This window comes from Exiguobacterium sp. JMULE1 (assembly GCF_013337175.1).
Lineage (GTDB): Bacteria > Bacillota > Bacilli > Exiguobacteriales > Exiguobacteriaceae > Exiguobacterium_A > Exiguobacterium_A indicum.
Genome location: NZ_SGWC01000002.1, coordinates 2,185,572 through 2,209,865, shown reverse-complemented (window position 1 = coordinate 2,209,865; position 24,294 = coordinate 2,185,572). Strand labels below are relative to the sequence as shown.

Annotated in this window: 23 protein-coding genes; 14 read left to right on the top strand and 9 right to left on the bottom strand. The window is 46.7% G+C overall.

Annotation, left to right across the window (positions count from 1 at the left end):
* Positions 1-3 precede the first annotated feature (3 nt).
* Positions 4-1,251, top strand: coding sequence for a tyrosine--tRNA ligase (tyrS, locus tag EXW93_RS11835; RefSeq protein WP_174316490.1), 1,248 nt, complete (start codon positions 4-6; stop codon positions 1,249-1,251).
* A 45-nt stretch (positions 1,252-1,296) separates the two neighbouring features.
* On the opposite strand, the gene EXW93_RS11830 is transcribed toward tyrS, so the two are convergent.
* The 3 genes from EXW93_RS11830 to EXW93_RS11820 form a co-directional block, all read right to left on the bottom strand.
* Positions 1,297-1,824 (bottom strand): biotin transporter BioY, encoded by a 528-nt coding sequence (locus EXW93_RS11830; protein ID WP_023469060.1) that lies wholly within the window; start codon positions 1,822-1,824, stop codon positions 1,297-1,299.
* 153 nt (positions 1,825-1,977) lie between these two features.
* Positions 1,978-2,577: a 30S ribosomal protein S4 gene (gene rpsD / locus EXW93_RS11825; RefSeq protein ID WP_023469059.1), complete on the bottom strand. Its 600-nt coding sequence runs from the start codon at positions 2,575-2,577 to the stop codon at positions 1,978-1,980.
* 233 nt (positions 2,578-2,810) lie between these two features.
* Positions 2,811-3,296 carry a GAF domain-containing protein gene (locus tag EXW93_RS11820; RefSeq protein ID WP_023469058.1) on the bottom strand — a complete coding sequence of 162 codons (486 nt, stop codon included), beginning with the start codon at positions 3,294-3,296 and terminating at the stop codon, positions 2,811-2,813.
* Positions 3,297-3,519: 223 nt separating this feature from the next.
* Here EXW93_RS11820 and ezrA point away from each other — a divergent pair, with 223 nt between their 5' ends.
* On the top strand, positions 3,520-5,226 hold the full coding sequence (gene ezrA / locus EXW93_RS11815) for a septation ring formation regulator EzrA (protein WP_064299501.1): 1,707 nt from the start codon (positions 3,520-3,522) through the stop codon (positions 5,224-5,226).
* Between the two features lie 67 nt (positions 5,227-5,293).
* Positions 5,294-6,853: an amidohydrolase gene (locus tag EXW93_RS11810; RefSeq protein WP_023469056.1), complete on the top strand. Its 1,560-nt coding sequence runs from the start codon at positions 5,294-5,296 to the stop codon at positions 6,851-6,853.
* On the opposite strand, the gene EXW93_RS11805 is transcribed toward EXW93_RS11810, so the two are convergent.
* Both EXW93_RS11805 and EXW93_RS11800 read right to left on the bottom strand, forming a co-directional pair.
* Positions 6,845-7,612 (bottom strand): MerR family transcriptional regulator, encoded by a 768-nt coding sequence (locus EXW93_RS11805; protein ID WP_174316489.1) that lies wholly within the window; start codon positions 7,610-7,612, stop codon positions 6,845-6,847. The genes EXW93_RS11810 and EXW93_RS11805 overlap by 9 nt on opposite strands.
* Before the next feature lie 90 nt (positions 7,613-7,702).
* Positions 7,703-8,518, bottom strand: a complete 816-nt coding sequence (locus EXW93_RS11800; RefSeq protein ID WP_023469054.1) for an NAD kinase — start codon at positions 8,516-8,518, stop codon at positions 7,703-7,705.
* 172 nt (positions 8,519-8,690) lie between these two features.
* Here EXW93_RS11800 and tpx point away from each other — a divergent pair, with 172 nt between their 5' ends.
* From tpx to EXW93_RS11780, 4 genes are all read left to right on the top strand, one after another.
* A complete protein-coding gene (gene tpx, locus EXW93_RS11795) occupies positions 8,691-9,182 on the top strand; it encodes a thiol peroxidase (RefSeq protein ID WP_035396538.1) in 492 nt (163 codons plus the stop codon).
* Positions 9,183-9,282: 100 nt separating this feature from the next.
* The gene (locus EXW93_RS11790; protein WP_174316488.1) at positions 9,283-10,191 is read left to right on the top strand and encodes a class I SAM-dependent methyltransferase; all 909 of its coding nucleotides are present in this window, start codon (positions 9,283-9,285) and stop codon (positions 10,189-10,191) included.
* 120 nt (positions 10,192-10,311) lie between these two features.
* Positions 10,312-11,523, top strand: coding sequence for an acetate kinase (locus tag EXW93_RS11785; protein WP_174316487.1), 1,212 nt, complete (start codon positions 10,312-10,314; stop codon positions 11,521-11,523).
* A 304-nt stretch (positions 11,524-11,827) separates the two neighbouring features.
* Positions 11,828-12,433: a 3D domain-containing protein gene (locus tag EXW93_RS11780; protein ID WP_023469050.1), complete on the top strand. Its 606-nt coding sequence runs from the start codon at positions 11,828-11,830 to the stop codon at positions 12,431-12,433.
* Positions 12,434-12,540: 107 nt separating this feature from the next.
* Here the strand turns inward: EXW93_RS11780 and EXW93_RS11775 are convergent, their stop codons facing one another.
* Entirely contained in the window at positions 12,541-12,978 is a 438-nt protein-coding gene (locus EXW93_RS11775; RefSeq protein ID WP_029342342.1) for a universal stress protein, read from the bottom strand.
* A gap of 154 nt (positions 12,979-13,132) precedes the next feature.
* Between EXW93_RS11775 and EXW93_RS11770 the strand changes: the two genes are divergently transcribed.
* Positions 13,133-13,858: an SDR family oxidoreductase gene (locus tag EXW93_RS11770; RefSeq protein ID WP_174316486.1), complete on the top strand. Its 726-nt coding sequence runs from the start codon at positions 13,133-13,135 to the stop codon at positions 13,856-13,858.
* A 438-nt stretch (positions 13,859-14,296) separates the two neighbouring features.
* Here EXW93_RS11770 and EXW93_RS11765 read toward each other — a convergent pair whose 3' ends face one another.
* Positions 14,297-15,400: a M24 family metallopeptidase gene (locus tag EXW93_RS11765; protein WP_023469047.1), complete on the bottom strand. Its 1,104-nt coding sequence runs from the start codon at positions 15,398-15,400 to the stop codon at positions 14,297-14,299.
* A 155-nt stretch (positions 15,401-15,555) separates the two neighbouring features.
* Here EXW93_RS11765 and EXW93_RS11760 point away from each other — a divergent pair, with 155 nt between their 5' ends.
* On the top strand, positions 15,556-16,866 hold the full coding sequence (locus tag EXW93_RS11760; protein ID WP_023469046.1) for a DRTGG domain-containing protein: 1,311 nt from the start codon (positions 15,556-15,558) through the stop codon (positions 16,864-16,866).
* 51 nt (positions 16,867-16,917) lie between these two features.
* Here EXW93_RS11760 and EXW93_RS11755 read toward each other — a convergent pair whose 3' ends face one another.
* A complete protein-coding gene (locus EXW93_RS11755) occupies positions 16,918-17,226 on the bottom strand; it encodes a YtpI family protein (RefSeq protein ID WP_023469045.1) in 309 nt (102 codons plus the stop codon).
* A gap of 63 nt (positions 17,227-17,289) precedes the next feature.
* Here EXW93_RS11755 and EXW93_RS11750 point away from each other — a divergent pair, with 63 nt between their 5' ends.
* Positions 17,290-18,225 carry a DHH family phosphoesterase gene (locus tag EXW93_RS11750; protein ID WP_174316485.1) on the top strand — a complete coding sequence of 312 codons (936 nt, stop codon included), beginning with the start codon at positions 17,290-17,292 and terminating at the stop codon, positions 18,223-18,225.
* Positions 18,226-18,290: 65 nt separating this feature from the next.
* Here EXW93_RS11750 and EXW93_RS11745 read toward each other — a convergent pair whose 3' ends face one another.
* Positions 18,291-18,485, bottom strand: a complete 195-nt coding sequence (locus EXW93_RS11745) for a YtzJ family protein (protein WP_023469043.1) — start codon at positions 18,483-18,485, stop codon at positions 18,291-18,293.
* 146 nt (positions 18,486-18,631) lie between these two features.
* Between EXW93_RS11745 and dnaE the strand changes: the two genes are divergently transcribed.
* The 4 genes from dnaE (at position 18,632) to accA (ending at position 24,218) form a co-directional block, all read left to right on the top strand.
* Positions 18,632-21,793, top strand: coding sequence for a DNA polymerase III subunit alpha (dnaE, locus tag EXW93_RS11740; RefSeq protein WP_055968756.1), 3,162 nt, complete (start codon positions 18,632-18,634; stop codon positions 21,791-21,793).
* A gap of 102 nt (positions 21,794-21,895) precedes the next feature.
* Positions 21,896-22,414 (top strand): FadR/GntR family transcriptional regulator, encoded by a 519-nt coding sequence (locus tag EXW93_RS11735; RefSeq protein ID WP_023469041.1) that lies wholly within the window; start codon positions 21,896-21,898, stop codon positions 22,412-22,414.
* A gap of 21 nt (positions 22,415-22,435) precedes the next feature.
* The gene (accD, locus tag EXW93_RS11730) at positions 22,436-23,296 is read left to right on the top strand and encodes an acetyl-CoA carboxylase, carboxyltransferase subunit beta (RefSeq protein ID WP_023469040.1); all 861 of its coding nucleotides are present in this window, start codon (positions 22,436-22,438) and stop codon (positions 23,294-23,296) included.
* Positions 23,283-24,218: an acetyl-CoA carboxylase carboxyl transferase subunit alpha gene (accA, locus tag EXW93_RS11725; protein ID WP_023469039.1), complete on the top strand. Its 936-nt coding sequence runs from the start codon at positions 23,283-23,285 to the stop codon at positions 24,216-24,218. Before accD ends, accA begins: the two co-directional genes overlap by 14 nt.
* Positions 24,219-24,294 lie beyond the last annotated feature (76 nt).

Here is a 24,294-nt window from a genome sequence, read left to right as displayed (position 1 = left end):
ACAATGACGTTATTAGAGGATTTAGAATTTCGCGGTTTAATTAACCAGATGACGGATGAAGAAGGATTGAAGACATTACTCGAGACACCAACGACACTTTACACAGGATTTGATCCAACAGCGGATTCACTTCACATCGGACACCTGTTGCCGATCTTAGTCTTAAAACGATTCCAACAAGCAGGACACCATGTCGTAGGTCTCGTTGGTGGAGCAACGGGAATGATCGGAGACCCGAGTGGTCGCGCAACAGAACGTTCGTTGAATACATCGGATATCGTCGAAGAGTTCGCGAATCGGATTAAGGACCAGTTGTCACGTTTCTTACCACTTGAAGGAGAAAACCCGGTCACGATCGCCAATAACCTGGACTGGACGAAAGATTTGACGATCATCGATTTCTTACGCGATATCGGAAAACACTTCCCGGTCAGCTACATGCTTGCGAAAGACTCTGTTGACTCACGCCTTCAAAACGGGATCTCATTCACTGAGTTCTCATACATGTTACTTCAATCGTTTGACTTCTTGAAACTCTACGAAGACAAAGGATGCCGCCTTCAAGTCGGAGGTAGTGACCAGTGGGGGAACATCACAGCAGGGATGGAATTGATTCGTCGTGCGGGTCATGAAGAAAAAGCATTCGGATTGACGGTACCGCTTGTTACAAAAGCAGACGGTCAAAAATTCGGTAAGACAGCAGGTGGTGCGGTTTGGTTAGACGCTGACAAAACGTCACCGTACGAGTTCTACCAATTCTGGTTCAACGTTGACGATCTTGACGTCATCAAGTTCTTGAAATACTTCACGTTCTTAACGCACGAAGAACTCGACGCGCTCGCAGAAGAAGTCAAGGCAGCACCAGAGAAGCGTGTCGCGCAACGTCGTCTCGCAGAAGAGATGACAGTTCTCGTCCATGGTGAAGAAGGGCTGAAACAAGCGCAACGTATTACGACGGCACTCTTTAGTGGAGACATTAAATCGTTGCAAGTCGAAGATATCGAAGATGCGTTCAAAGGAATGCCACGCTTTACACTCGGTGAAGCGACAAACCTCGTCGACGTTCTCGTTGAGGCGAAGATCAGTCCGTCAAAACGTCAAGCACGTGAAGACGTTACGAACGGTGCGATCTACCTGAACGGAGAACGCGAGCAAGATTTAACGAAAGAAATCACGGAAGCTGATGCAATCGGTCGCTTTACGATCGTACGTCGCGGAAAGAAAAAATACTTCGTCGTCGAGCATGCTTGATGATATACGAAACGCTCCCTGCACTTAGATGCAGAGAGCGTTTTTTTAAGCTGTCCGGAATAAACGGAGTGGCAACAAGCGAACGGCGATTGTTGTGGCGATGACGGCTTTGATCGTATCCCATAAGACAAAAGGATAGTTGATCGCAAAGGCATCTTTGAACGATAGATCGAGTACAGCCATTAAACCGAATGTTCCAAGCAAGTAGACTAAACCAAGTCCGAAGACGATCATCCCGATGAAGAGGGGAACGAAGCGACGCGTTTTTTCAGCAACAAGTCCGATGAAGAATCCGGCAATCGGAAAGGCAATCAAATAACCAACGGTTGGTCCGACGAATGGGGCTAGTCCGCCTTTTCCGCCAAGCACCGGTAGACCAGCTGCTGCGAGTAATAAGAAAATCAAGACAGCGAGTCCACCACGTTTTCCACCGAGAATCGCGCTGACCGTCATGATCGCGAGCATCTGGAGCGTGATTGGAACAGCGCCGACAAGTTGAATCTGTGGCAAAGAACTGACGGCTGCGATGATGGCAGCACCAAGGGCGATGAATGTTAAATCTCTTGTTTTCATGAATGAAGTCCTCTTTTCTGTTTGTGTTAACTATTTATGTTTAAAGGTTAACACAAACGGATGAATGACGTCACTCTTTTTTTAAGACCAGGTATACATTTTAGTCATAGGCATAAAAAAAGCACCCACCGAAGTGAGTGCTGGAACAATCGATTAACGTGAGTAGTACTCGACGACGAGTTGTTCTTGGATTTGATCGTTCAATTCAGAACGCTCAGGAAGACGGACGAACGTTCCTTCGAGCTTCTCAGCATCGAAAGTAACGAAGTCTTTAGTTGCTGGAGCAACTTCGAGTGCTTCTTTGATAACGACAAAGTTCTTCGATTTTTCGCGAACTGAGATCGTTTGACCTGGTTTCACGCGGAATGATGGGATATCAACGCGTTGTCCATCAACTTGGATGTGACCGTGGTTGACGAGCTGACGAGCAGCACGACGTGTACGAGCCATACCCATACGGTAAACGACGTTATCAAGACGTGCTTCGAGTAAGAACATGAAGTTCTCACCGTGGATACCAGGCATTTTGCCAGCATCGTTGAAGATACGGTTGAATTGGCGTTCGTTTACTCCGTACATGTGACGAAGTGTTTGCTTCGCTTGAAGTTGAAGACCGTACTCAGATACTTTACGACGGCTGTTACCGTGTTGACCTGGTGCGTAAGGGCGTTTTGCGATTTCTTTTCCTGTTTCAGTAAGTGAGATACCGAGACGACGTGAGAGTTTCCAAGCTGGACCTGTATAGCGAGCCATAATAAGACTCCTCCTTATTGTTCGTTATTATTTGCATAAAAATAATAACGCCATCAAACCCACATTACGCCCATTTCATGATGTGGCACCCTCGCTTGATAGCAAAGTTACACGATGCCCCTCCGGTTATTCACCGAGTCATGAAATGTGATACGTAAGCGATTTGACCGCTATCGTTATCATTTCTGCACTTTTACAAGTATACGGTGTGGACAATCGACTGTCAATCAGAATTACAGATGGCGAAGCAGTGTCGTACAGAATGCTTCTAGACCAGCTTGATCGACTTCGTCAAAACGGTTGAATTCTGGGCTGTCGATATCGAGGACACCGATCGTTTGTCCGTCTTTGACGAGTGGAATGACGATTTCTGAATTCGAAGCCGCGTCACATGCGATGTGACCTGGGAACTGATGCACATCTTCGATTCGTTGTGTCGTCTGTTCTGCTGCGGACGTTCCGCATACACCACGACCAAATGGAATACGAACGCATGCTGGAAGTCCTTGGAACGGTCCGAGGACGAGTTGGTTTTGCTCCGTATCCGTCAAATAGAAGCCGACCCAGTTGATACGATCGAGGAACTGGTTGAGCAACGCGCTCGCATTCGATAAGTTCGCGACTTGATTGTCTTCTCCCATTAATAGCGCATCGAGTTGTTTTGATAGCATGTCGTATTGTTTCGTCCGGTCACCTTCATATGTCTTTGTTTCGAACATAATAAAAATTCCTCCCGTGAAAAGTGTATTTTTCTTAGTTTAACGAGTTTTCGCGTAGCTGACAAACAATTGATTTTTGGAAAAAGGATTCAAAACAGCGGAAGAAATCAGGAAAAGCCTTTGTAAATCTATGCAAAACGGTTGCGCTATACTATTATAAGGATAAGATTATTGCGATTTAGAGAAAATCTAAAGTCGTAGGACAGAGTGGAGGTCGTGACAAATGTGGGCATGGGTGATCGGAGTCATCGTCATCGTATTACTCGTCATGCTGTTTAGCATGATCAGTCGAAAAAAATACTACACGAAAATCGATGAACTTGATATGCGCAAACAAGGCATCGTCAGTGCATCGATTCCAAAGGAGTTGCAGGACTTAAAGCAACTACCGATGGCGGGTGAGACGGAGACGAAGTTCAGCTCCTGGCATCAAGCGTGGGAAGAGTTATTAACGGTCCACGTCGCCCAAATCGATGAGACCCTTTACCGGGCGGAGGAAGCGCTCGATAAATATCGGTTCATCGCCGTCAAGAATGACCTCGAAGTAACGGAACAATTGATTGCAGAACTCGAAGGGTTGATCGATGAGATGCTCGTCGAGATGTCGACGTTCAAAACGAATCAATCGGTTCTAGCCGAACTGAAAGCTCAAGGGGAAGCCGATTCAGGGCAAGTTCGGAAATCATTATTGATTCAAGCGAACTCATTCGGTCCGGCGCTTGCGCGTCTCGAAGAACGAAGTGAACAAATCGACGCGCACTGGAATGAGATGTGTCAGTACGAAGCTTCAGGTGAAGTGACGAAGGCGTATGAAACAAGTTTGTTACTCGAGCAAGAAGTAGCAACGACGCGTCAACTCGTTGAACTCGTACCGAAACAATGGAAGATTCTCGCTCATGAATTGCGTCAACGGATTGATCAGCTCGGAGCGGGCTATAAGGAAATGTCATTAGATGGGTATCCACTTGAACCACTCGGTCTCCAATCCGAGATCAAACGGTTCGAGGAACAACGTCTGAGCCTTTCTGAAAAAATTGAAATGCTAGAAGTCGACGGTTTGGAAGAGGCGATTCAACAGTTATCGGCCGATGTGGATCAAATGTATGATACGTTCCGTCGTGAGGTCGATGCGCGTCATCAAGTGAAAAAAGAAAACCAATTCTTGAAACAAAAAGCGCTACGGATGCGTGAACGGATTCATCAATTGGCACAAGAGTTCAGCATCCTACGTGAAAAATATGAAATCTCAGCAGATTTAGGGATTCACTATGAGACAATCCAGCGTGACGAAGAGCTACTGTTTGAAGCAGCAAAAGATCTTGATGAGTCGATTGCCGGAAAAATCATCCCGTTCAGTATGCTCGAAGATCAGATGCGCGATGCGATTCGCCTCGAAGAACAGTTGATGATTCAGTACGAACGCTTTACGGTCGAACTCCAGGCACTTCGAAAAGAAGAGACGGAAGTTCGCGAACGAATCGTCGAATGGCGTCATCAACTGTCGCAGACACGCCTCCGTCTGAAACGACTCGGATTACCGAACTTACCGGCTGAGGTGGAAGAAGCGCTCCGAAATGCAAATCGTTCACTGCAGACGCTTGAGACACGGTTAGAGGAGTTACCGTTTAACGTTCGATCGATCGTCGCACAAAGTCAAGACGTCCAAGAAACGTTTAAACATGTGCAAGAACGGTTAGATACATTAGTGTTCGAAGTCACGTATGCCGAACGGCTCGTCCAGTATGCGAACCGGTACCGTCGCCACGACAACGAGATACATATGTCGCTGACGATCGCGGAAACGAAGTTCTTAGCGGGAGACTATGAACGAACGATTGTCTTAGCGGAACGTGTCCTAAATGAATACGATCCGGCCGCGATCGAACGTATTAAACGGTCGTGTGCACCAGAAGAAACATTGCACGTTTAAATCAGGATCGACAATTCAGGGTGACCGTCATGGTCACCCTATTTTTGTAAAAAGAGGAGTGAGTGGAATGGGAACACTATACGTAAACGGATTGATTCGAACGATGGCACACGAAGAGGATGTCCATTCAGCGATGTTCGTCGAGAAGACGCGGATCATCGCGATGGGAGAGGAAGGAAAGCTACGCCGCCGTTTCGGTAGACGTATTGATCAAATTCACGACTTGAACGGAAAAGCTGTATATCCAGCCTTTACGGATGCGCATATTCATCTGATCGGTTACGGGGAAGCGATCAATCGTGTCGATGCCTCGCGCTATACGACGCTTGAAGCGTTAGGGCAAGCTTTTCTCAAGGCGGAACCAGTCAATGGAATCCATGTGGCAGAAGGCTATGACGAAACGAAGCTTGATCGTGCACCGACGAAAGCATGGCTCAATCAGTTGTTCCCTGATGCACCTGCCTTGTTGAAACGAACAGACCGGCATACAGCACTTGTCAACGATGTCTTGTTCCAACAGCTCGGATATAAAGCGTCAACCGTCATCGAAGGTGGAAAGGTCGGTTTATCGGATAATGGAGAAGCAGACGGATTCTTGTACGATGCGGCGCTTGAACCTTTATATGCGTTACAAGCTGGAAACTTAGAGAGAAATAAAGCGTCCCTTCGGTCAGCGATTAAGAACTTATACCAATATGGCATCATTGCGGCACACACAGAAGACTTGTCGTATCACGGGGATGTCGCGGACATCTTGCAAGCCTATAAGGAAGTGACGCAAGAGACAGGCTTCCATACACATCTGCTCGTGCATCATCTTGTCATCGATGAGTTCGTGCAACAACAACCTACTTTACCGTCAACGATGTCAATCGGTGCGATGAAACTGTTCGTCGACGGCGCGCTCGGAGGACGAACCGCTCTTCTCGGTCGTGGTTATTCCGATGATCCGACGACACGTGGTATCGAAGTGCATACGCCAGAACAACTCGAACAACTCGTCAAACGAGCACGTAGTTATGGATTCACAGTCGCGGCACATGTCATCGGTGATTTAGCGATCGAGCGGTTCGTACAGGTGCTCGAGAAGTATCCGGCACCAAAAGGGAAACGCGATCGCATCATTCATGCGACGGTCGTCCGACCAGAAACGCTTGCGCGAATTCGGAAGTTACCAGTCTTGATTGACGTTCAACCAGTCTTTTTACTGGATGACGCCGACTTCATCGTCGATCGACTCGGATTGAACCGCTTAGACTGGAGTTACCGTTTACGTTCGTTAGCTGAGACCGGCGCATTATTGTGCGGCGGAGCAGATGCGCCGATCTCTGACCCCGATGTCCGACGGTCGCTTTATGCAGCAACCGAAGGAACGGCAGGGCGTGTCAATAAAACGAACGAGACGTTATCGATGTTTGATGCCTTGTTGCTCTTTACGAAGAATCCACATCTCGCGACAGAAACACATGGTCGAAAAGGATTGCTCTTACCAGGCTATGATGCCGACTTCGTCATCTTTGAAGAAGACTTCTATCGCTTGCGTGGGGAAGCCATCTTGAATAACCGTTTGGTCGAGACGGTCCAAGCTGGAAAAACCGTTTATCAGGCGGAAGCCGCGTTAGTGTGATGTTTGCGTATAGTGTGAAATAGCTTCCGAATAGAACGTCGATAGTCCGGGGGCATACGCATCGTAATAGGCGCGGAACCGTTCGTCAGACACATACATCTGACCGAGTGAGGCAAAGAGAGATAATGCGCATGGGTAATAGTACGTATCGATGAAATCATGTTGTTCTTTGACGACTTGTTGAACGTCTGGGTCCGTCGCCGCATGCCCGTCGCGGTAAAGGGTCGTCAAGCGCTGATCGAGTTGCTTATGCATGCTGCTCAGTTGTTCTTTCTCATTTGGAGTACGTTGTCGTTGTCTTTTTGCACTGATTCGATAAGCGTCAGTGTCACCGTAGAGTTGCTGGACTTCATCTGCATGTTGTTTTTCATGCGTAACGATCTCTTCATGACGCAAACCGCGGAATAATTGTTCGTCTTTCATCGGGAGTCCTCCTTTTAAGGTGAGTAATGTCTGTTCAGCGAGTCGAGCAAGCATTTGATAACGCGAAGCTTTTTCTTGAAGGAGTGCAATCTGCTTTTTCAGTGTCGTATGATGATTGGAATCAGATTGCGTGAGTAATCTTTGGATTTCTGACAGTGGGAAATCAAGAGAGCGGTAGAGCAGGATTTGTTGTAAACGTAAAAGATCCTCTCTGCTGTAACTTCGGTGACCAGCATTGGTGCGCTTTGGCACGAGGAGACCGATCGTCTCATAATGATAGAGTGTTCGTTTTGTGACGCCGGTCAGTTTGGCGATTTCCTGAGTGGAATACATCATTTGTGTACCTCCTTTGATTGGAGTATAAAGGGTGACGTAACGGAAGACGCAATAAAAAAATCTGCCCCGAGGAGGCAGATTTTTTTATTGTCATAAGAACGAGCGTTGAATCTTATGCCAAAATGTATTGTTCGTCAATTTGACGGTTTTCAGTTCTTTTTCAGAAAGCTGGATATCGACTGAATCTGTTCGTGTGAGACTGAGTGCTTCGTTATCCATCCCGATGATCGGATAGTCGTTCCCGTCTTCGATGATGCGTAACGAAAGTTTCCGTCCACGGTTCAGTAGGAAAGCAGAACCGAGTGTCCGGTACCGGTTGTTGTTGACGGAAGCAATTTCGCTGACTTGAAGACAGTGAATCAATGGATCGACGATTGCACCAGAGAGTGACTTATTATAAGCCGTAGAGCCCGTCGGTGTTGAGATGACCATCCCATCCCCGCGGAATGTCTCAAACAGGAAGTCGTCGATATAGACTTCGATTGCGAGTGATTTGATGATGCTCGACTTCACGGAACATTCGTTCAGACAGAGCATCGGTGGTCCACCGTTGATGGATGCTTCGAGCAGTGGATAACGACGTACTTCGATTTCACCATCCGAGACACGGTTGCCTGTCTCTTTAAAGATCGCTTCGACCGCAGAAAGATCGTTGATATCAAAATCACAGTAGAACGAGTTTGGTCCTTCAGCGAATCCAACATAGATCGCATCATCACGGAAACCTGTGAAGCGTGCCGCTTGCAAGAAAGCCCCATCTCCACCAATCGAGACGATGATGTTTGCTTGTCGGTGATCTTGGACAACGTTCAGTCCGTATCGTGTACCGACATCAATCAACTTTCGCACCTGCGTCTCGTGTCTTTGTGTATTTCGGTAGTACAGGTAGACGTTATTTCGAGCCATGGTCAATTCCCCCTTGAAAGCGTTTCATGAACTCTTTCATTATACCTGTTTTTTGGAAAGACGGGTACTGAAGTCCATCAATTATGGCAGAATGCTTGCCATCTTCGCGGATCATTCCTATAGTTAAATAGAAAATACAGTATATCCATTCAGGGGAAAAGGGGAATTCATAATGGCAACGTTTAAAGGAAATCCAATCACACTTCAAGGTACGGCGGTTCAAGTCGGACAAACAGCACCTGACTTTCAAGTGTTAGCTAACGACTTATCACCGGTAACACGTGATACATATCAAGGTGTCCGGATCATCAGCGTCGTCCCATCAATCGATACAGGCGTTTGTGATGCGCAGACACGTAAATTCAATGAAGAAGCAGCAACAATTGAAGGTGTGACGGTCATGACGGTCTCAAACGACCTTCCATTCGCACAACGTCGCTGGTGCGCATCAAGCGGTCTCGATCAAGTCGTGACGTTGTCTGATCACCGTGATCTTTCATTCGGTACACAGTATGGCGTAGCCATCGAAGAATTACGCCTGCTTGCACGTTCTGTTTTCGTTCTTGATTCAAACAACGAGATTACGTACGTTGAATATCTTGAAGAATCAACAGACGAAGTCAATTTCGAAGCAGCACTCGCTGCAGCACGTGAAGCGAAGTAAGAATGGTTTACAAACGCCGCTGAAGCGTTACAATGGAACTAATGATAGAAACGGCTCCCGCTCTACGGGGGGCCGTTTCGTTTTGGAGAGGATGACGTACATGGAGCCGTTAGAAAAGTTATATAAGGAATTAACACGTCAAACAAAACAAATCGAACGTGATCTGGATATGCCCTATTTAGAAGCGTTGACGACGGTGATTGATCGATTGAACGATCGTCATACTGAAAATGTAGACAAAGAGGTCATTCGGAAGGCAGTATCGCTTGCTATTCTAGAAGGGATGAAACAAGCACAACCGAACCATTTGCCGACGCCAGACAGCGTCGCTTTGTTTGCTGGTTATCTAATCGGGAAATTGGTAGGTAAGGAGGACATCCGACTACTTGAGTTGGGGAGTGGGACAGGTGGCATGTTACATGCTGTCTTAAGTCAGCTTTCGACAGGTACATCTGCTGAGGCGGTCGAGGTAGATGAGACATTGATTCGTTTATCGGCAGCGGTAACCGAATTACTCGACTATCCAGTCACGTATACCCATCAAGATGCGTTACGACCATTATTGTTAGATCCAGTTGATCTTGCGATGGCTGATCTTCCTGTCGGTTATTATCCAGATGAAGAGGTTGCCGCTTCTTACATCTTAAAACGAGACGAAGGCATGAGCTACAGTCATTTCTTGTTGATTGAACAAGCGATGCAATACGTCAAACCAGGCGGATTCGGTGTCTTCGTCATTCCGAACGGACTGTTTCAACATGATACGGAAGGGAAGTTGAAACAGTACTTCGAATCAAAAGCGCATGTCATCGGTATTTTGCAGTTACCGCTCACGATGTTCAAACAAGAACAGGCAGCAAAAAGTTATTTGATCGTCCGTAATCATTTAGCCGGTATGAAGATGCCAAAACAAGCATTGCTTGCTGAGTTGCCATCGTTCACAGATGCTCGCGCGTTTGGTGGTATGGTGAAACAGATTGATGAATGGATTAACACAGAATTAAAATGAATTACGCAAAGTGATTGAAATCTGTCGTTAATTTGACTATTCTAGTTGTAGAACAGAAATAGAAGAAAACCTAAACAGATGTGAATGTTCATTGGATTCAAATGGAAAAGGGGAAAAATCATGGCAAAAATTATGGCGGTAAACGCAGGTAGTTCGTCTTTGAAGTTCCAATTGCTCGAAATGCCGAACGAAACAATGATCGCAGTCGGACTCGTTGAACGCGTCGGTAAAGACGATGCAATCTTTACGATCAAATATGGTGAAGGACAAAAGAATACAGATGTCCTCCCACTTGCAACACATAAAGAAGCAGTCGAGTTGTCACTCGAAAAATTAATGGAGTTCGGAATCATCTCGTCTTACGATGAGATTAAAGGTGTTGGACACCGTGTGCTTCATGGTAAAGAAAAATATGCAGACTCTGTATTGATTACAGATGAAGTCATGCACGATATCGAGTCGTACACAGAGCTCGGACCACTTCACATTCCACCAAACTTGATCGGAATCCGGGCATTCCAAGCATTGCTTCCGGAAGTACCACAAGTGGCAGTCTTCGATACGGCGTTCCACCAAACGATGCCAGAAGAAAACTTCCTTTACAGCTTGCCGTATGATTACTATACAGAATACGGTATCCGTAAATATGGTTTCCACGGTACGAGCCACAAATACGTTACGGAACGTGCATCTGAATTACTCGGTCGTCCGTTAAAAGACCTCCGTTTGATCTCGTGTCACCTAGGTAGCGGAGCATCGATCGCAGCAGTTTCGGGTGGCGAATCAATCGATACTACGATGGGCTTCACACCGCTTGAAGGGATTACGATGGGAACACGTTCTGGTTCACTTGACCCAGCGTTGATTCCATTCTTGATGGAGAAAACAGGGAAAACAGCAGAAGACGTCTTGAACGTCATGAACAAAGAGTCTGGAATCTACGGTCTTTCAGGTCTTTCAAGTGACTTGCGTGATGTCCAGACAGCTGCTAAAGAAGGAAACCATCGTTCAGAGATGGCACTCCGTATCTTTGCGAACCGTATCCACGGTTACATCGGGCAATACGCTGCTGAGATGAATGGTGTCGATGCGATCATCTTCACAGCCGGTGTCGGAGAAAACTCAGATTCAATCCGTGAGCGTGTCTTACGTGGTCTTGAATTCATGGGCGTCTACTGGGATCCATCACTCAACAATGGTGCTCGTGGAGAAGAACTCTTCATTAACTACCCACACTCACCAGTTAAAGTCATCATCATTCCAACGAATGAGGAATTGATGATTGCACGCGACACGGTTCGTGTTGGTGGATTGGTTGCTCAAAACGCATAATTGTGTCAAAAGGACTGAGTCGTTATTCCGACGATTCAGTCCTTTTTTTGATGAAATCTAAGAATAAAAATATACGAACTTACGTTCTATTGTTACGGTGTTTGTCATATAACGAAAAATGAATCGTCATCTTTGTAAAAATAAACCTGAAAAAGGGCGATTTCTTAAAAAAATGAGTCCTTTGTAACATAAAAGTAATAGTACAGACATATTTTTGTGGTCTATATGTAACGGCACACTCTCATTTTGTCATGTATATTAATCTCAGTTAACAAACACGAAACAATGATGGAGGAGAAAATACATGATGAAACGGATGCTCGCAAGTGTTTTAACGGTCGTGTTAGCACTCAGTTCGTTCGCAGGTCTTCAAGCAGAGGCTGCAACTAAGAAAAGCGTCAAGTCAACAGTCGATAGCCTAGTCATTCGTCAAAAAGCAACTACTTCGTCGAAAAAACTCGGTCTTCTATATAAGAACCAAACTTTATCGTACAAAGCAAAAACAGGGAACTGGTACAAAGTAAGCTACAAAGGTAAAACGGCTTATCTTAGCGCGAAATACTCGAAACTCGTAAAATCGAGTGGATCGAAAAAGCAATCGACAGGTGGTTGGAAAACAATCACGAACGTAAGTGCAACAGCTTATACACCATATGATCCAGGTAGTGGTAATCTGACAGCAATCGGTTGGAACATCAAAAGCTCGAAAAAGAAAGTCGTAGCGGTTGATCCACGTGTCATTCCACTTCGTTCGACAGTGAAAGTGTATTACAAAGGGAAATTAAAAGGGACGTATACAGCTGCTGATACTGGCGGTGCTATTAAAGGGAAAAAGATGGATATCCTTTACTACTCTCGTTCAGAAGCATTCAACTGGGGTCGTCGTTCGGTCACAGTAAAATACAAATGATTGCAAACCATCGGACATTGGTTCGATGGTTTTTTATTTAAGCAGATCGTCAAAAAGCCTCTCTTCCTTTGAAATGAAGGAAGAGAGGCTTTTTGACGAAGAGTGATTCATAAACGGACGATCAAGACGTCACATTTTGCGTAACGCGTAATGCTTTCAGAGACACTACCGATGAAGAAACGTTCAACAGCGTTTAAACCAGTTGCGCCACAAATGATTAAATCAGCATCATGATTAGGGGCAAGCTTTTTGGCGATCGTTACTTTCGGTGAGCCGTATTCAATCGCTACTTCGACTTCCTGTACACCGCGATCTTGAGCAGTCTTGACGTATTCGTCTAGCAATTCCTTCGCGTAAGATTCGGCACGTTCCGTGATAGTGCGGTCATAGGCTTCTACTGTTGCGAATGTCCGTGTATCAATGACGTGTGCGATGATCAATTTTGCATCATTCCGCAATGAAACATCGATTGCCGTCTCAAAGGCACGTTCTGCCTCTTTTGAGCCATCTACTGCTACGAGTACATTATGATAGACGATTGCCATGATGAATCCATCCCTTCGTAATCGATATGATGAGTACAACCTAATTATACCATTCTCTTACTGGGAGCGGATGAAACATTCAGTGAGTTCTAAAAATTGTCCTTCCTTTCTGTTCCGTCGTAAGATGGAGTCAGTGAAAGGGGGCGATGCCAAGATGAGGCACGCGTTAATTACAGCAGGTACAAAAGGACTGGGAGAACGAGTGACGCGCCAGTTACTGGAAGAAGGTTGGAGAGTGACAGCGTTTCATCGTTCCGAACCCGAATTTACACATCCGAATCTCATAACGATTCAAGCAGATGTGACGAATCAAGAAGAATTGGAACGCGCAACCCAACAAGCAATCAACGAGCAAGGTCGGATTGATGCGTTGATACTTAATGCAGGACCTTATATATTCGAACGAAAAGCGTTAGTAGATTACACGGATCAGGAATGGAATGAAGTGATCACCGGAAATCTGACAGCTAGTTTTTGGCTGTTGCGTCAAGTATTGCCTGTCATGCGTAAACAAGCCTATGGTCGAATCATTACGTACGGTTTCCCGGAAAGTGCAACAGCGCCAGGATGGGTATGCCGGGCAGCGTTCGCTGCTGCTAAAAGCGGGATGGTAAGTTTGACGAAGAGTGTAGCGCTTGAAGAAGCGGAACACGGCATTACGGTCAACATGGTCAACCCAGGAAACATCGTCGGCGACAATAAGACGAAGTTGATTTCTGAAGCGGAGCAAGATGAGGCGACGCCGGTCGGAAGAACGGGTGTCGGAGAAGATATCGCTCGCGCGATTTCCTTCTTGTTGGCAGAAGAATCGAGTATGATCACGGGAGCAATCCTCGATGTGACAGGTGGCGTCAATGTCGTCCATCAATCCCGTAAATAAGCAAAAACATCTAATCCAAGCAATGGATTAGATGTTTGAGACTGAAGATAAGGTGCAATTTTTCTCTAACGAGAAGGATTGCGCTTTTTTGTTCGTCTCGCATCGTTTTCCTGGGACAAGCATCGCGCCGCTTCGCTTCGCTGCAGGGTCGCTCTTGCTTGTTTTTCCCGAGGAAGCGATGTCGAGTGAACAAAACGTTCCTCAGATCCTTCGGTATAAAAAGAATGACGCGTCACACGCTACTCCTACAGGAAAAAGCGCAATTTTGCGCTGTCAGAGACAAACAAGACCCGTTTTCCTGCTTGAATGAAGCGGGAAAACTGGCTTGTGTCTCGCCTGAGGAAAGGGCGTGAAAAGACGAGACATTTTTTTAGTCAGACATTTTGTCTATAATCAGAAACACCTAATCCAAGCGATGGATTAGGTGTTTGTCTTGAGTTAAGATGACGGAATGGATTGAAGGTGTTTGGGTGTGCGAGTTAACGCAACTGGACCTTCCGCAGTGAGATGAATATCATCTTCGATGCGGACGCCACCGACACCTGGAACATAAATGCCTGGTTCGAGTGTGTAGACGATACCAGCTTCTGCCGTCAGTAGGTTGTTTGACGCGAGGGACGGGAATTCATGAACCTCGATTCCGAGTCCGTGACCGACACGGTGCGTGAAGTACTGTCCGTAGCCAGCGTTTGTAATAACGTCACGGGCTGCCTTATCTAACGCACCGAGTGTCGTGCCGATCTGACTCGCTTCTGTCGCGGCTTCAAGTGCTTGGCGAACCGTTTCATAGATCTTTTTCTGTTCTTCGTTCGCTTCGCCATAAATGAAGGTCCGTGTAATATCGGAACAGTAGCCTTTCCAAACGACGCCGAGGTCGAATAAGACGAAGTCGCCTTCTTGGATGACACGGTCGCCGGGTACACCGTGCGGATCAGCACTGTTTGCACCAAATAGGACAAGCGTATCAAATGACATCTCACGGACACCTTTTTTCTTCATTTCATATTCGATTTCTGCAATGACTTCGATTTCCGTGATCCCTGGGCGGATTGCTTGTTTACCGATTTCGATTGCTTCATCCGCAAGTGTGGCTGCTTCTTGAAGAATAGCGATTTCTTCCGGTGTTTTCTTCAGACGAAGCGCTTGTAAAGACTCACCGATATCAAGAATGGCTGCGTTCTCGAGACGTGAGCTTAGTTCCTGATAGCGACTAAACGTCATGTGTTCTCCTTCGATACCGATTCGGTTATTCGAGTGCTCGAATGTCGCGAATAATTCTGCTAATCGATCAAATGGGTTTTCGTGATCCTCATAGGTCACGACGTCTCCTTCCCAAGGACTCGCTGCAACGATACTTGCTTCGAGTGCCGGACAGAATAATACATGCTTACCGGTTACATCGACGAGAACCGCCATGACACGTTCGTGGGGTTCAGCGTAGACTCCTGAGAAGTAAAACACATTTGCCTTCGAAGTGACGACGGCTAAGTCGATTCCTTGTTCTTTCAGGAATTCACTGATTTGATTCGTACGTTCGCTCATATATGATTCCACCTCTCTACTCATTTTCTACATAAGTATATCATCGTCCGGTTCGAAAAACATTTATCGTAAATCAGACTAGTACACGTTTTCATCTTTAGAGTAGTACAGTATAATGACAGGAGAGTAGAAAAAAGGAAAAGAAGGGATACAGTATGCCTACGAAACACGAACAGATCATTCGACATATCGAAGATCTTGATGTCGGAACAAAGATTTCCGTCCGACAAATCGCGAAGGATTTGACCGTATCCGAGGGGACGGCTTATCGCGCCATCAAGGAAGCAGAAAATTTAGGGTTCGTTTCGACGATTGAGCGAGTCGGAACGATTCGGATTAAAAAGAAACAAAAAGAAAATATCGAGAAGCTGACATTCGCGGAAGTCGTGAACATCGTCGACGGTCAGGTGCTCGGTGGTCGAAATGGATTACACAAGACGTTGACGAAATTCGTCATTGGCGCAATGAAGCTCGAAGCGATGATGCGCTATATCGATGTCGATAGTCTCGTCATCATCGGAAACCGCGAAAAAGCACATGAACTCGTGCTTGAAGCAGGAGCTGCTGTATTGATTACCGGTGGCTTCGATACGACAGAAGATGCGAAACGATTAGCGGATGAGATGGAGTTACCGATCATTTCGACATCCTACGATACGTTCACGGTCGCGACGATGATCAACCGAGCGATTTATGATCGATTGATCAAAAAGGAGATTTTACTCGTTTCGGATATTTTAATTCCGTTGCATGACACGTTCTATTTACAGACGACGGATCCGATTTCACGCTGGCATGAGTTGAATGAGCAGACGAAACACAATCGTTATCCCGTCATCGATGAACAAATGAAGGTCGTTGGTGTCGTGACAGCGAAGGACATCATTGACCGTCCACATGACTGGGCTGTTGAAAAAGTCATGACCCGTCATCCGATCACGGTCGGTATTCGAACGAGTGTCACGAACTCTGCGCATCAGATGGTCTGGGAAGGGATCGAGATGCTACCGGTCATCGACCAGTACGGTCGATTGCTCGGGATCATTAGTCGGCAAGACGTCCTCAAGGCATTGCAACTCGCGAATCGTCAGCCACAAGTCGGAGAGACGTTCGACGATCTAATCACGGGGCAAATCAAGGCGGCAGAGGACGAACGGGGACCGTACTTATCGCTTGAGGTCTCACCACAAATGACGAACTTCATGGGGACTGCTTCGAGTGGGGTGTTGACGACACTTCTAGTCGAAGGAGCGACGCGAATGTTGCGTCACATGAAGAAAGGTGACCTTGTCATCGAAAACGTCAGCATCTATTTCATTAAACCTGTTCAAATCGAGAGCACGGTAACGATCCGGGCGAATGTCTTTGACGTCGGTCGAAAATTCGGGAAGGTCGATGTCGAAATGTACCAAGGCACACAAATCGTTGCAAAGGCACTCGTGACGTCCCAACTCATCGATCGTTAAATGAACCAAAAAGAACCGAAGTCAATGGACTTCGGTTCCTCTGAATCTCGCTCAGGATTGCTCCATCTCGCGGACGACATACGGATAAATTTTTTTGTAACGGATGAATCCGGCGATGAATGAAGCAACACCGACGATGATTAAAATGGAACAAACGATTTTCCCGACGAGTGTCGTTAATCCGTTTCCAGAAACGAACTGGTTGACGGCAAATAGGATAACGAACAAGCTCAACCAAATGCTCGCTTGCGTATTGAACAAGTATTTTCGGTTCGTGCTTTTCGTATGGAACGCGCGGCGTTTTGCTAACAAATACCCACCAAGCGAGAAAACGATGAGGGCGATGAGGATGAATTGCATGTTAAAAGGACCTCCTTTTTGTCTTCATCTCATATCATATCAAGATTAGAGGAGCTGTGCACAGTGAAAGAGCAAATCAAACAAATGATTGAAGCGGCAGATACGATCATCATTCATCGTCATGAACGTCCAGATCCCGATGCACTCGGTAGTCAATTCGGTTTGCAATTGACGTTACAACATCAATTCCCTAGCAAAACGGTATTAACGGCCGGGGAAATGGCGACATCATTGTCATTCATGGGAGAGCTCGATCAAGTAGACGATGAATTATACAAAGAGGCGTTAGTCGTGATTCTGGATACAGCGAATCAAGCGCGGATTGACGGGAAGGTCGCAATGACAGGAAAAGACGTCATTAAAATCGACCATCATCCGGATGAAGATCCATACGCACCAGTACAACTCGTCGATACGACGATGAGTTCGACATCGGAACTGCTCGTTCATTTATTGAACGAATGGGGATACGAGATTCCAACATCAGCTGCCATTCAATTCTACGCTGGGATCGTTGGTGATACGGGACGTTTCCAATTCCGTGGCACGACGAAACGAACATTTGAAGTCGCAGCGCAATTGATTGATGCAGAAATCGATACGGACTGGTTGTATCGCAATATGTACGAAACAGAACTTGCGGCGCTTCATTTACAAGGATACGTCCTGCAACATATTCAATTGACGGATCAAGGTGTCGGTTATGTCGTATTGACACAAGATACGTTGAAGCAGTTTGGTGCGACGGTTGAGCAAGCATCGTTGCTCGTCAATAGTTTTGCCGGTTTAAAAGGCATGAAGTGTTGGGCATTGTTCCTTGAGACGGATACGGAGGTTCGCGTCCGGATTCGTTCGAAGGGTCCCGTCATCAATGAAGTAGCAAAAGAATTCAATGGTGGTGGACATCCGATGGCGTCTGGTGCAACGATTGGACAGTTGAGTGAAGTCGAACGTGTCATCCGTCGTCTGGACGAGGTCGCTGCTAACTTCCAGTTTTAAATGGAAAAAGGCTGCTCGGTCTCACTCCTCTCATTGAGGAAGCGAAGCGAACAGCCTTTTTACGCTTATTGCGTTTTTGTTTCGTCTTGCGGAATGAACCAAACGCCACGATCTGTGTGATCTTCAATGACATTCAGTTGAAGTTCAGCGACAGATTTGCGAATCTTCTCAGCGATTTCTTCCGTTTCAGTAAAAGCGGTAACACCGAGCTTTAATTGTTCGACTTTTTCACGTGCGATTTGACTGCGATTCAAAATCATGAGAAACGCTCCTTCCGTACCCGTCATGATATTTCTATACTTATTGTATCGAATAATAAATCAGATGGCGAGTACTTGAGTCAGTTAGATATGAAGGTTCTGAAAACTTTTAAAAACATCCATCAGAAGAGAAAGGAGAATGGAAGATGCATATAAATGTTCGAACGCAGTTTAGTCCATTGCAGAGTTTAGTTCGAATCGAGCCCTATCTCGATGAACTAGTCCGTCGACACATCGGACGAGCGGTCATCTGTGAAACGACATTGACAGGAGTTCCCGCATTCATCGATGCATGTCAGCGTCGAAATATGCAACCGATCGTCGGATGGGAGCAGCGAATCGAAGAAGAAGAATTTTGTATCTTATGGTTTGCTTTTTCTTCTGATGGACTGCGTCAACTGTATCGACTAGCCAGTCAACAAGGGGAGACTGAAGTTTCATCACTGATCGCGGTGCTCGTGCCACTGCGTCAAGCCTCTGAAGATGCGACGCGTCTACGTCGTTCCTTCGTTCAATGGATGGGACATGTTCAAGGAGCGCGTACATATATGGGTGTGACCTCTAGTCGCTCAACGGTCGAACGAGAGAGTCGTGCGCGTTACCGCGAAGTCGCAGCAGCGCTTGGTGTTGAGACCGTCCCAGTCGATCCTGTTCGTTACATCCGTCGAGATGAAGCGTCAGCGTATCAAGCGATACGTGCGATTGGTGAAGCGACGACGTTCCAAGACCAAAAGACAGATCGTCTGATGCATTTAAAGACCCGGGAAGAGTTACTCGAAGACTTTACCGAGCGAGAAATTACGATGGCGGAGCAGTTTGCTACGACATCTGAACGCTTGGAATTACCGTTTCAACAACGTCCACTGCCGCGTGTCGCGGAAGACTCGAATGCGTTATTACGGAAACGTGCTGAGGAAGGGTTACTGGCACATGGTCATGAAAGTAATGAAGCGCGGGAACGTCTCGCTTATGAACTATCAGTCATCCATAAGACAGGATTTGCCGATTATTTTTTAATCGTTGAAGAACTCGTACGTAGTGCAAAAGCGAAAGGCATCTTCGTTGGACCCGGTCGAGGCTCAGCAGCCGGATCACTTGTCAGCTATGCGCTTGGGATCACGACGGTGGATCCATTGAAGTATGGATTACTATTCGAACGTTTCTTGAACCCCGAGCGGATTTCGATGCCGGATATCGATATCGATATCGAAGATGAACGACGCGAAGAAGTATTAGAGGATCTCGTGATGCGTTATGGAAAAGATCACGTCGCTCAAATCGGTACATTGTCGACGCTCGGTGCCAAAGCCGCTTTGCGAGACGTCGGACGGACGCTAGAGTTTTCGAAGGATGAATTAGATGCTGCGGTCAAACAGCTTGGAAAATCCACGACGTTACAAGGAATCGAACAAAACAAACAGACATATCGCTGGTTCTCTGGAAGCGAAAAGCGCCGGCAACTGTTGCAACTAGCGCAAGCGGTCGAGGGTCTCCCGCGACAACGTTCGGTTCATGCGGCTGGCGTCGTCATTGGATCTGAACAGCTCGTCGAGACGACACCCGTTGAAACGGGACCAAATGAACGCTATGTGACGCAGTTTTTGATGCAGGCATTGGAACGTCAAGGATTGTTGAAAATTGACTTGTTAGGATTACGAAATCTCAGTCGTTTGCGTCGGATGGAAGAATTGATTCGACGAGAACAGCCATCCTTTACGCTCACGCAAATTCCAGAAGAAGACCGCGCGACATTCCAAGTCTTTGCCCGCGCCGAGACGGATGATATTTTCCAATTCGAGTCGACAGGTATGAAACAGACGTTGCGCGAAGTCAAACCGAATCGGTTCGAGGATTTGGTAGCAACGATGTCACTCTATCGTCCGGGACCAATGAAATTCATTGATCTGTACGCGAAACGAAAAGCTGGTCAACCTTATCAGATGTTGCATCCCGTATTAGAAGACGTACTTGCACCAACGTATGGCATCATCGTCTATCAGGAACAAGTCATGGAAATCACCCGTCGAGTAGCTGGATTTACACTCGCGCAAGCAGATTTATTACGACGTGCGATTTCTAAAAAAAGTACGGATTCGCTCGAACAGGAACGGGTTCGTTTTCTCGAAGGAGCAAAGTCGAATGGATTCGATGATGCGATTGCACATTCACTCTATGAACAAATTGAGCGATTTGCTGGGTATGGATTCAACCGAAGCCATGCGGTCGCCTATTCAAAGATTAGTTACGCCCTCGGATATATCAAAGCGCATTTCCCACACATTTTCTTACTCGTCTCGGTCGAACAACCGGAGCGTCTCGTCCGATTGATGCGCGAACGACGTCTTCCTGTCCTATCGCCGGACGTCTGGATTTCCGATTACCGTTCTTCGTTAGAAGGCAAAGGGATTCGTCTCGGAATACATGTGATTAAAGGTATTTCCGAGCGAGAGTTCGAACGTGTAAAGGAAGCATCAAAGCACACGGCGACGATTGCTGATCTATTGACCCACGTCGGATGGGGTAAGAAGGAGCGCGCAAAAATCGAATTGTTACTCTACAGTGGTGCGCTAGATCGAGCGACACACGGCGATCGCGGACTCGCTGAACAAGAAGTACTCGAATATTTCACTGAGTCGTCGAATACATTACTTCCAGACGAGTTGGCAATTCTCGGGAAACGCCGGACACAGAAGTCCTCGAAACGAAGTGATTCCGATTGGGCACGATTAGAACGGGAAGCGCTTGGGTTCTGGTTGACGTATTCGCCGTTGACGACAGCAATGAAAGCTCCGGTTGAATCTGCTTATTTCCATGACCTTGGCGTCGGTTCGGAAACACATTATTTAGTCTGTTATATTGATCAGATTCGAGAATTCAAGACGAAACGCGGTCAAACGATGGCGGTCATTCAGGCAGTCGACGGATATTCGAATGAAGAGGTCGTCGTCTTCCCGAATCAATATGAACGATTCCGTCGATCACTTTATTTAGGGAACGTCTTGCTGATTGAACTAAAGGTGCAGGATCGCGAAGGGGAGCGTCAGTTCATTTTGGAACGTCTGCGTCCGCTTGGGCAAGATGTGCTATTCGTCAAGTTAACATCAAAAAATGAGCTGGCCGCACTCGAACAGTTGCTTGAAGCAGTACCAGGCGATATTCCAGTCGTCGTTCGCTACGCGGATTCACGCGAGACGAAATCGTTACCGCCGCTCTATGCAGTGCAGCATGATGAGGAATTACTAGCTCGGCTACGTATTCGGTTTGGCGAGGATCATGTCGTCCTGAAAAATGTCCCCCGCTCAAACTAGTACTAGGTAATAAGATTTGTTATAATAAGGGGTAATTGGTCTGACCAATGCCACCGATTGAAGCAACCGACTGAAGGGTCAGAAAGGTGGTGCCGTATCGATATGGAGAAGAAACGAAATGCGTTTGAAGCCAATATCGCGGCGATTAAATTGATGATCGAACAAGATGGATTAGTTCCAGGAGACCGTATTCCATCAGAACGGGAACTGGCAGAACGACTATCCATCAGTCGACCGTCCGTGCGAGAAGCATTACGGACGCTCGCTTATTTAGGGATCGTCGAGACACGACATGGAGGCGGAAGCTTTCTATTGAACCGTGACGATCATACCTATATTCAAATCATCGCTCAATTCTTAGTGACTGGCGATTCGAAGTTCGAAGACTTGGCAGGAACGCTCCGCTTGCTTGAGCAAGCAGCGCTCACGCAGCTGGATGACCTTTCGGTGCTTGCACCAGTCGTATCATCCGATGCAGCGTTTCGTGAGACGTTGATTCAGACGGTCGATAACGATTTGTTTGAACGAATCTGGCGACAAGTCAATGCCTTCCATAAAAGCTTCGGTCAAGGGGAACTCTATACGCAGGCGGAACGGGAACAACTCTTGAACCGCCCATAGGATGACAAGGGGGAACTGAACGTGCAAGCATTTTTTCGAAAACCTAAAAAGTTCGTCACGCTGACTTCGAAGGAGCAGCGTGTCGATGTGCCAGTTGGCCTAATGACGAAATGTCCGAAATGTAAATTAATCCAATATACGAAACAACTGGAGGCGAACTTACGTGTCTGTTCATGTGGGTATCATCACCCGTTGACCGCGCAAGAACGTTTTACGCAATTATTCGATGAAGGTTCGGTGACGTATTTCGACTTACCGGCAGTTCAAGCGGATCCGCTTGGATTCCAGGATTACCCGGAAAAATTAAAGGGCGACCAAGTCAGAACGGGTCTTGAGGAAGCGATCGTCTGTGGCGTCGGGAATGTGAATGGTCACCCACTCGTCGCTTGTGTCATGGATGCACGATTCCGCATGGGCTCGATGGGTGCAGCAGTCGGTGCTGCGATTTCTGAAGCGGTTCGTTACGCAACAAAACATCGTCTACCTGTCACGATTTTCTCCGCTTCAGGTGGAGCACGGATGCAAGAGGGAATGGTTAGTCTCATGCAGATGGCGAAATCGAGTCTCTTCTTAAAACAGCATTCAGATGCTGGATTACTTTATATTTCTTGTATGACGCATCCGACGACCGGCGGGGTATCAGCAAGTTTTGCGATGCTCGGTGACTTTAACATCGCTGAACCGGGGGCGTTGATCGGGTTTGCAGGTCGACGGATCATCGAACAGACGATACGTGAAAAACTACCGGAAGATTTCCAAACAGCAGAATTCTTATTACAAGCAGGTCAACTGGACGATGTCGTATCACGACATGATCTGAAAACGTACTATACGCGAATCTTAAAGCTACATGCGGAGGGAACGAACCATGCAACCATTTGACCAACCAGTCATCGCGTTACGCGAAAAAATTCTTGAGCTCCATGATATGGCGGAAACACAAGGACTAGACTTCAAGGAAGAACTCCAACTTCTTGAAGAACGCCTTCATCGGTTAGAACTCGATATTTACGGGAATATGAAAGCGTGGAATCGCGTTCAATTGGCACGTCATCCAGAACGTCCAACGACACTCGATTACATTGAATCCATTTGTGAAGACTTCATCGAGTTGCACGGCGATCGTCATGGATATGATGATGCGGCAATCGTCGGTGGAATCGGAACACTGAATGGTCGTCCGGTGACGATCATCGGTCATCAACGCGGAAAAGATACAAAAGAAAACATTCGTCGTAATTTCGGGATGCCACATCCGGAGGGGTACCGAAAAGCACTACGTCTCATGCAACAAGCGGAGAAATTCAATCGACCAATCATTACGTTCATCGACACGAAAGGGGCTTACCCAGGACGTGCAGCAGAAGAACGTGGTCAGAGTGAGGCCATCGCGAAAAACTTGTTTGAGATGGCTGGTATGACGGTTCCAATCATCTCGATCGTCATCGGTGAAGGTGGATCAGGTGGTGCTTTAGGAATCGGAGTGTGTGATCAACTCTTGATGCTCGAGAATTCAACGTATTCGGTCATCTCTCCTGAAGGTGCTGCAGCATTGTTATGGAAAGATGCAAGTCTTGCGGAGAAAGCGGCAGAATCGATGAAAATCACAGCGCCTGATTTATTACGACTCGGGATCGCGGATGCCATCATTCCAGAAGTCGTCGGAGGGGCGCATCTCGATGTGTCATTACAGGCGGATAAATTAAAAACTGTATTGGTACAGAAGCTCGAATCATTGGTTCATCTGACCAAGGAAGAGCTCATTGATCAGCGGACTGAAAAATATCACCAAATTGGCACATAAGCACCATGTAATCGCTATCATGATTGATATTCCTCATTTCCGGAATCGATGATGAAAAAGCTAGTGAAAGTTTATG

What these genes read in the sequence shown, in the direction of transcription:
- tyrS (WP_174316490.1), top strand. Translation starts at nt 4, where the DNA reads ATGACGTTATTAGAGGATTTAGAATTTCGCGGTTTAATTAACCAGATG.
- EXW93_RS11830 (WP_023469060.1), bottom strand. Translation starts at nt 1,824, where the DNA reads ATGAAAACAAGAGATTTAACATTCATCGCCCTTGGTGCTGCCATCATC.
- rpsD (WP_023469059.1), bottom strand. Translation starts at nt 2,577, where the DNA reads ATGGCTCGCTATACAGGTCCAGCTTGGAAACTCTCACGTCGTCTCGGT.
- EXW93_RS11820 (WP_023469058.1), bottom strand. Translation starts at nt 3,296, where the DNA reads ATGTTCGAAACAAAGACATATGAAGGTGACCGGACGAAACAATACGAC.
- ezrA (WP_064299501.1), top strand. Translation starts at nt 3,520, where the DNA reads ATGTGGGCATGGGTGATCGGAGTCATCGTCATCGTATTACTCGTCATG.
- EXW93_RS11810 (WP_023469056.1), top strand. Translation starts at nt 5,294, where the DNA reads ATGGGAACACTATACGTAAACGGATTGATTCGAACGATGGCACACGAA.
- EXW93_RS11805 (WP_174316489.1), bottom strand. Translation starts at nt 7,612, where the DNA reads ATGATGTATTCCACTCAGGAAATCGCCAAACTGACCGGCGTCACAAAA.
- EXW93_RS11800 (WP_023469054.1), bottom strand. Translation starts at nt 8,518, where the DNA reads ATGGCTCGAAATAACGTCTACCTGTACTACCGAAATACACAAAGACAC.
- tpx (WP_035396538.1), top strand. Translation starts at nt 8,691, where the DNA reads ATGGCAACGTTTAAAGGAAATCCAATCACACTTCAAGGTACGGCGGTT.
- EXW93_RS11790 (WP_174316488.1), top strand. Translation starts at nt 9,283, where the DNA reads ATGGAGCCGTTAGAAAAGTTATATAAGGAATTAACACGTCAAACAAAA.
- EXW93_RS11785 (WP_174316487.1), top strand. Translation starts at nt 10,312, where the DNA reads ATGGCAAAAATTATGGCGGTAAACGCAGGTAGTTCGTCTTTGAAGTTC.
- EXW93_RS11780 (WP_023469050.1), top strand. Translation starts at nt 11,828, where the DNA reads ATGATGAAACGGATGCTCGCAAGTGTTTTAACGGTCGTGTTAGCACTC.
- EXW93_RS11775 (WP_029342342.1), bottom strand. Translation starts at nt 12,978, where the DNA reads ATGGCAATCGTCTATCATAATGTACTCGTAGCAGTAGATGGCTCAAAA.
- EXW93_RS11770 (WP_174316486.1), top strand. Translation starts at nt 13,133, where the DNA reads ATGAGGCACGCGTTAATTACAGCAGGTACAAAAGGACTGGGAGAACGA.
- EXW93_RS11765 (WP_023469047.1), bottom strand. Translation starts at nt 15,400, where the DNA reads ATGAGCGAACGTACGAATCAAATCAGTGAATTCCTGAAAGAACAAGGA.
- EXW93_RS11760 (WP_023469046.1), top strand. Translation starts at nt 15,556, where the DNA reads ATGCCTACGAAACACGAACAGATCATTCGACATATCGAAGATCTTGAT.
- EXW93_RS11755 (WP_023469045.1), bottom strand. Translation starts at nt 17,226, where the DNA reads ATGCAATTCATCCTCATCGCCCTCATCGTTTTCTCGCTTGGTGGGTAT.
- EXW93_RS11745 (WP_023469043.1), bottom strand. Translation starts at nt 18,485, where the DNA reads ATGATTTTGAATCGCAGTCAAATCGCACGTGAAAAAGTCGAACAATTA.
- dnaE (WP_055968756.1), top strand. Translation starts at nt 18,632, where the DNA reads ATGCATATAAATGTTCGAACGCAGTTTAGTCCATTGCAGAGTTTAGTT.
- EXW93_RS11735 (WP_023469041.1), top strand. Translation starts at nt 21,896, where the DNA reads ATGGAGAAGAAACGAAATGCGTTTGAAGCCAATATCGCGGCGATTAAA.
- accA (WP_023469039.1), top strand. Translation starts at nt 23,283, where the DNA reads ATGCAACCATTTGACCAACCAGTCATCGCGTTACGCGAAAAAATTCTT.